The organism is Streptomyces sp. NPDC127197, from assembly GCF_042672405.1.
GTDB classification, from domain to species: Bacteria; Actinomycetota; Actinomycetes; order Streptomycetales; family Streptomycetaceae; genus Streptomyces; species Streptomyces flavusporus.
The window spans coordinates 1-1,211 of record NZ_JBHXVG010000151.1 but is presented as its reverse complement, the minus strand read 5'-3'; the positions used below and the strand labels follow the sequence as shown (position 1 = coordinate 1,211).

General features: G+C 69.8%; 1 pseudogene. It reads right to left on the bottom strand.

Features of this window, described 5'->3' with window-relative positions:
• Positions 1–8: 8 nt before the first annotated feature.
• A pseudogene (locus ACFVJQ_RS46045) lies at positions 9–1,084 on the bottom strand (RNA-guided endonuclease InsQ/TnpB family protein).
• Between the last annotated feature and the right edge of the window lie 127 nt (positions 1,085–1,211).

The following is a 1,211-nucleotide window of genomic DNA, read 5'->3' as shown; positions in this document are numbered from 1 at the left end:
TTCCTGACTCAGGCTGCCTGGCCGCACGGCGTGCGGTCAGGTCTTACACGATCAGCATCAGCCGGGTTGAGACCAGCCCGGACCAGCATCACGCGGGCGGAGTTCTTGTCTCTGGGCGAGACGGCTCCGCACACGGTGCAGGCATACGTTCTTTCCGAAAGAGGGAGTGCGTGCTTGGTTCTCGCTCCGCACTGCGCGCAGTCCATGGTGGTGTGCGCGGGGTTGACCAGGTGCACGATCCGGCCGTGCTTACGGGCCGTGCCCTCCCGCTGCCGGGCCACCTTCTGTGGGCCTTGGCCCGCAGCCGCTTCGCCTCCCGGTACCTCTTCGAGGCCGCCTGCCCCTTCTTCGGTTTGCGCCGGGCCACCATGCGGTCGTACCGGGCCGGCTTGGCCCCGGCCTTCTTGCCGTGCCGGGGGTGGGGAAGATCGTGCGCGTCGGATGTGGTGGTGGCGATCTCCTTGACGCCCCAGTCCACTCCGATCGCACGGCCGGTCTCCGCAAGGGCCGCGGTCACCGCCGGGACGACGAACGAGCAGTACCACGCCCCGGTGGCGTCCTGGTACACGCGCACCGAGGACGGTTCCTCGGGCAGGTCCCGCGACCACACCACCCGCAGCACGATCCCGCCCGCGAGGTGCAGCAGGCCGTCCTTGAGGCGGAAGCCCCGCTGGGTGCGGTTCAGCGTCGGCCGCGCCTCGCGCTTCTTCCTGTACTTCGGCATCTGGGCCCGCTGCCGCTGAGGGTGCAGGTCATTGATGTCCTTCAGGGCTTTGGCGCGGGATCTGCCGAAGTCGCGTATGAGCTGCTGCTGGGGAACGCTCGCGCCCTCGGCCGGCCACGGCGTGGTCTTGCGGGCCCGCGTCAGCATCGTGTCGAGCCGGGCCGGACCGCACGTCTCCGTGCCGCACGTGGCCTTGTTGTGCAGGTGTACGGCCTTGGACTTCGCGACGCATTCGTTCCAGATCCAGCGGCAGCGCGCCCCTTCCGCCTCCAGTGCGGCACGGGCGCCGGCACACACGCGCAGGCGGAAGGCGTACCGCGCGTGCGCGGTCTCCTGCCCGTCCGTGGTGTCCGTCGTCATGCTCCTGAACCTCCCGGGGAGGACTGACAGTCGAGAGCTGTTGATCACGGTGGGCCGGCACACCCCGTCCCGGGGTGGACGGTCTTCCGCCCAGGGGGCGAAACCCCTCTTCCTGCCCTGCTCCGCA